The following is a 4511-nucleotide window of genomic DNA, read 5'->3' on the forward strand; positions in this document are numbered from 1 at the left end:
ATGACCGACGAGGCGACTCCGGTGCCGTCGCTGGCCGGCATCTATCCGGCGGCGGACTGGTTCGAGCGCGAAGCCTATGATTTCTACGGCATCCGTTTCTCCGGCCATCCGGATCTTCGCCGCATCCTCACCGACTACGGTTTCGAGGGCCATCCTCTGCGCAAGGATTTCCCGTTGACCGGCTTCGTCGAGGTCCGTTACGACGACGAGCAGAAGCGTGTGGTCTACGAACCGGTTCGACTGGCGCAGCAGTTCCGCGACTTCGATTTCGAATCGCCCTGGGAGGGGACGGAATACGTCCTGCCGGGTGACGAGAAGGCGAATTAGGGCGAGCTGAGATGGCCGAGACCGAAGTCCGTACGTTCAACATCAATTTCGGGCCACAGCACCCGGCGGCGCATGGCGTGCTGCGTCTCGTGCTCGAGCTCGACGGCGAGGTCGTCGAGCGCGTCGACCCGCATATCGGCCTGCTCCACCGCGGCACCGAGAAGCTGATGGAGCACAAGACCTACCTGCAGGCGGTGCCTTATCTCGACCGTCTCGACTACGTCGCGCCGATGAACCAGGAGCATGCCTATGCCCTGGCTGTCGAGCGCCTGCTCGGCATCGAGGTGCCGCGCCGCGGCCAACTCATCCGCGTCCTCTATTGCGAGATCGGCCGGCTGCTGTCGCACCTCCTCAACGTCACCACGCAGGCACTGGACGTCGGCGCCCTGACGCCGCCGCTCTGGGGCTTCGAGGAGCGCGAGAGGCTGATGGTCTTCTATGAGCGCGCCAGCGGCAGCCGCATGCACGCGGCCTATTTCCGCCCCGGCGGCGTCCACCAGGACCTGCCGCAGGCGCTCGTCGACGATATCGGCGCCTTTTGCGACCCCTTCCTGAAGGTCTGCGACGACATCGAGGGCCTGCTGACCGAGAATCGCATCTTCAAGCAGCGCAACGTCGATATCGGCGTCGTCGACCTGGAGGACGCCTGGAAATGGGGCTTCTCCGGCGTGATGGTGCGCGGTTCCGGCGCCGCCTGGGACCTTCGCAAGGCGCAGCCCTACGAATGCTATGCCGAGATGGATTTCGACATCCCGGTCGGCAAGAACGGCGACTGCTACGACCGCTACCTGATCCGCATGGAGGAGATGCGGCAGTCGACGAAGATCATGAAGCAGTGCGTCGAGAAGCTGAGCGCGGCGACCGGCCAGGGCCCGGTCAGTTCCGATGACGGCAAGGTCGTGCCACCGAAGCGCGGCGAGATGAAGCGCTCGATGGAGGGCCTGATCCACCACTTCAAGCTCTACACCGAGGGCTATCACGTGCCGGAGGGCGAGGTTTACGCCGCGGTCGAGGCGCCGAAGGGCGAGTTCGGCGTCTACCTGGTCTCCGACGGCTCCAACAAGCCCTACCGCGTCAAGCTCCGCGCGCCGGGCTTCCCGCACCTCTCGGCGATGGACTTCATCTGCCGCGGGCACATGCTCGCCGACGTCTCCGCCATCCTCGGCTCGCTCGACATCGTCTTCGGGGAGGTCGACCGCTAATGGCCGTTCGTCGTCTCGCCGAGGTCCAGCCCGAAAGCTTCGCCTTCAGCGATGAGAATATGGCATGGGCGAAGAAGGAGATCGCCAAGTATCCGGAAAGCCGCCAGGCCTCGGCCGTGATCTCGATGCTGTGGCGCGCCCAGGATCAGGAGGGCTGGGTGACCGAGCCGGCGATCGAGGTGATCGCCGAGATGCTCGACATGCCGAAGATCCGGGTGCTCGAGGTCGCCACCTTCTACACCATGTTCAATCTCGCCCCGGTCGGCGACGTGGCGCATATCCAGGTCTGCGGTACGACGCCTTGCTGGCTGCGCGGCGCGGACGACATCAAGAAGGTTTGCCGCGATCGGATTAACAAGGAGCAGTTCCACCGGTCTTCCGACGGCAAGTTCTCGTGGGAGGAGGTCGAGTGCCTCGGCGCCTGCGTCAACGCGCCGATGGTGCTGGTCGGCTCGGATACCTTCGAGGACCTGACCGCCGAAAGTTTCGGGAAGCTGATCGACGACATGGCGGCCGGCAAGCCGGTGACGCCCGGTCCGCAGATCGAGCGGCAGTTCTCGGCGCCGGCCGGCGGCCCGACGACGCTGACCGATCCGGCGCTTTACAGCCGCGAATCCTCCGATGACGGCGAGCTGCGGACCAGGGTGGTCGAGCCGACGACCATCGATCCGGACGCCGCCGCGATCGCCGACCCGCAGCCGGCGCCGCCCGGCGCGTCCGAGCCTGCCGCCAGGGCGGAGGAGCCGGCTGTCGTCGCAGAAGGGTCTGCCGAGGCAAAGGAAGAGGAGGCGCCGCCGACCGACGCCGACCAGCCTGAGGGGCTGGCCGAGGCCCGCGGCGGCAAGCCGGATGACCTGAAGCGTATCTCGGGTGTCGGGCCGAAGATCGAGGGCATCCTTCATTCGCTTGGCATCTTCCACTTCGACCAGATCGCGGCCTGGCAGCCTCGTGAGGTCGCCTGGGTCGACGACCGCCTGAAGTTCAAGGGCCGGATCATGCGGGAGAACTGGATCGAGCAGGCGCAGTCCCTGGCGGGGGAAGACATCGACGACAAGGGCTCCGCAGACGGATGAGTCTTGCTGGAGAGATGGCCATGATCGAGCCGATGAATGAGTTGACCGACGAGGTGCTGAAGTCGGTTCAGCGGAGGCTTTCCGCCCTCGAGGCAGAGGTCGCCGATATCCGTGCCGAGGTGGAAAGCTGCCGGATCGAGCTGGAAGCCGCCCGTGCCGGCCAGCCCGAGATCAGCGTTCCGCCGAGCGGCATCGAAAGCCGGGTCGCTCGTCTCGAACGGCGGCTGAATTCCGTCGATGCAGCGGTGAAATAGCGACATGCTGAACGACAAGGACCGGATATTCACGAACCTCTACGGGCTCCACGACTGGGGCCTGAAGGGCGCGATGGCGCGCGGCCAGTGGGACAACACCAAGGCGCTGCTCGACAAGGGCCGCGACTGGATCATCGACGAGATGAAGGCCTCAGGTCTGCGCGGGCGCGGCGGCGCGGGCTTCCCGACCGGTCTGAAATGGTCCTTCATGCCGAAGGAGTCCGACGGTCGTCCGGCCTACCTCGTCGTCAATGCCGACGAGTCGGAACCCGGCACCTGCAAGGACCGGGAAATCATGCGGCACGATCCGCATACGCTGGTCGAGGGCTGCCTGGTCGCGAGCTTCGCGATGGGCGCCCACACCGCGATCATCTACGTGCGCGGCGAGTTCATCCGCGAGCGCGAGCGGCTGCAGGCGGCCGTCGACCAGGCCTATGAGGCCAACCTCATCGGCAAGAACAACAAGAACGGCTGGGACTTCGACATCATCGTCCACCACGGCGCCGGGGCCTATATCTGTGGCGAGGAGACGGCGCTGCTCGAGTCGCTCGAAGGCAAGAAGGGCATGCCGCGCCTGAAGCCGCCATTCCCGGCGAGCGTCGGCGTCTACGGTTGCCCGACCACGGTGAACAATGTCGAGTCGATCGCCGTCGCGCCGACCATCCTGCGCCGTGGCGCGGCGTGGTTCGCCGGCATCGGCCGGCCGAAGAATTCCGGCACCAAGCTCTTCTGCATCTCCGGTCACGTCGAGAAGCCGTGCACGGTCGAGGAGGAGATGGGGATCACCCTGCGTGAGCTCATCGACCGCCATTGCGGGGGCGTGCGCGGCGGATGGGACAATCTCCTCGCGGTGATTCCGGGCGGCGCATCGGTGCCGTGTCTGCCGGCGTCGCAATGCGACAACCTGATCATGGATTTCGATTCGCTGCGCGATGTGAAGTCCGGCCTCGGCACCGCGGCCGTCATCGTCATGGACAAGTCGACCGACATCATCCGGGCGATCGCGCGCCTCTCCTATTTCTACAAGCACGAGAGTTGCGGCCAGTGTACGCCGTGCCGCGAAGGCACCGGCTGGATGTGGCGGGTGCTCGAGCGGATGGCGGAGGGCCGCGCCGCGAAGCGCGAGATCGATATGCTGCTCGAGGTCACCTACCAGGTCGAGGGCCACACCATCTGCGCGCTCGGCGACGCCGCGGCCTGGCCGGTCCAGGGGTTGATCCGGCACTTCCGCCATGTGATCGAAGAGCGCATCGACGACTATGCGGCGAGACCCGCGGTCGGAGAACCGCTCATGGTGGAGGCGGCCGAGTAATGACTCTGATCAAGGTCGACGGTCAGGAAATCGAAGTTCCGGCGGAATACACGCTGCTCCAGGCATGCGAGGCCGCGGGAGCCGAGATTCCGCGCTTCTGCTACCACGACCGCCTGTCGATCGCCGGCAATTGCCGGATGTGCCTGATCGAGGTGAAGGGCGGCCCGCCGAAGCCGGTCGCTTCCTGTGCGATGAACGTGCGCGACCTGCGGCCTGGCCCCGAGGGCCAGCCGCCGGAGATGTTCACCAAGTCGAAGATGGTGAAGAAGGCGCGCGAAGGGGTGATGGAGTTCCTGCTCATCAACCACCCGCTCGACTGCCCGATCTGCGACCAGGGCGGCGA

The 4511-nt window shown here is 65.9% G+C and carries 6 protein-coding genes; all 6 read left to right on the plus strand.

Annotated features, from left to right (window positions below):
- Positions 1 to 327: complex I 30 kDa subunit family protein (locus tag KDJ86_RS20530; protein ID WP_291750313.1), on the plus strand; the 327-nt coding region annotated here is incomplete at its 5' end.
- A gap of 11 nt (positions 328 to 338) precedes the next feature.
- Entirely contained in the window at positions 339 to 1529 is a 1191-nt protein-coding gene (locus KDJ86_RS20535; RefSeq protein ID WP_291750316.1) for an NADH-quinone oxidoreductase subunit D, read from the plus strand.
- The gene (gene nuoE, locus KDJ86_RS20540; protein WP_291750318.1) at positions 1529 to 2602 is read left to right on the plus strand and encodes an NADH-quinone oxidoreductase subunit NuoE; all 1074 of its coding nucleotides are present in this window, start codon (positions 1529 to 1531) and stop codon (positions 2600 to 2602) included. The genes KDJ86_RS20535 and nuoE overlap by 1 nt, the downstream gene beginning before the upstream one ends.
- A gap of 20 nt (positions 2603 to 2622) precedes the next feature.
- On the plus strand, positions 2623 to 2856 hold the full coding sequence (locus KDJ86_RS20545) for a hypothetical protein (RefSeq protein ID WP_291750320.1): 234 nt from the start codon (positions 2623 to 2625) through the stop codon (positions 2854 to 2856).
- Between the two features lie 4 nt (positions 2857 to 2860).
- Positions 2861 to 4168 (plus strand): NADH-quinone oxidoreductase subunit NuoF, encoded by a 1308-nt coding sequence (gene nuoF, locus KDJ86_RS20550; RefSeq protein WP_291750321.1) that lies wholly within the window; start codon positions 2861 to 2863, stop codon positions 4166 to 4168.
- A partial coding sequence (locus KDJ86_RS20555) for a 2Fe-2S iron-sulfur cluster-binding protein (protein WP_291750324.1) occupies positions 4168 to 4511 on the plus strand: 344 nt, incomplete at its 3' end. The genes nuoF and KDJ86_RS20555, both read left to right, overlap by 1 nt.

This window comes from Bauldia sp. (genome assembly GCF_020442045.1).
GTDB lineage: Bacteria > Pseudomonadota > Alphaproteobacteria > Rhizobiales > Kaistiaceae > Bauldia.

Coding starts and splice junctions, on each gene's coding strand:
- KDJ86_RS20535 (WP_291750316.1), top strand. CDS start 339: ATGGCCGAGACCGAAGTCCGTACGTTCAACATCAATTTCGGGCCACAG.
- nuoE (WP_291750318.1), top strand. CDS start 1,529: ATGGCCGTTCGTCGTCTCGCCGAGGTCCAGCCCGAAAGCTTCGCCTTC.
- KDJ86_RS20545 (WP_291750320.1), top strand. CDS start 2,623: ATGATCGAGCCGATGAATGAGTTGACCGACGAGGTGCTGAAGTCGGTT.
- nuoF (WP_291750321.1), top strand. CDS start 2,861: ATGCTGAACGACAAGGACCGGATATTCACGAACCTCTACGGGCTCCAC.